The organism is Rahnella sp. P4_A8 (genome assembly GCF_056402435.1).
Genome location: NZ_JBFUHK010000369.1, coordinates 1 through 603, shown reverse-complemented (window position 1 = coordinate 603; position 603 = coordinate 1). Strand labels below are relative to the sequence as shown.

The window sequence follows — 603 nt, the reverse complement described above, 5'->3', positions numbered from 1 at the left end:
ATTCTGTAATACAGTAGCGCCTCTCAAAAATAGATAAACGGCTCATGTACGTGGGCCGTTTATTTTTTCTACCCATAATCGGGACCCGGTGTTATAATGCCGCGCCCTCATATTGTGGGGATTTCTTAACGACCTATCCTGGGTCCTAAAGTTGTAGTTGACATTAGCGGAGCACTAACATGATCCAAGAACAGACTATGCTGACCGTGGCCGACAACTCCGGTGCACGTCGCGTAATGTGTATCAAGGTTCTAGGTGGCTCGCACCGTCGCTACGCAGGCGTCGGCGACATCATCAAAATTACCATCAAGGAAGCAATTCCTCGCGGTAAGGTGAAGAAAGGCGATGTGCTGAAGGCGGTAGTGGTGCGCACCAAGAAGGGTGTTCGTCGCCCGGACGGTTCTGTCATTCGCTTCGATGGTAATGCATGCGTTATTTTAAACAATAACAGCGAGCAGCCAATCGGCACGCGTATTTTTGGGCCGGTAACTCGTGAACTGCGTAATGAGAAGTTCATGAAAATTATCTCTCTGGCACCAGAAGTACTCTAAGGAGCGAACCATGGCAGCGAAAATCCGTCGTGATGACGAAGTTATCCTGCTT

At 49.1% G+C, this 603-nt stretch carries 1 protein-coding gene; it reads left to right on the top strand.

The window, feature by feature from the left end:
- Positions 1-179 precede the first annotated feature (179 nt).
- On the top strand, positions 180-551 hold the full coding sequence (gene rplN, locus AC1DUO_RS26045) for a 50S ribosomal protein L14 (RefSeq protein WP_008457164.1): 372 nt from the start codon (positions 180-182) through the stop codon (positions 549-551).
- The last annotated feature ends 52 nt before the right edge of the window (positions 552-603 follow it).

Bases quoted from the DNA above. Each gene is read 5' to 3' on its own strand.
- rplN (WP_008457164.1), top strand. From the start codon at position 180: ATGATCCAAGAACAGACTATGCTGACCGTGGCCGACAACTCCGGTGCA.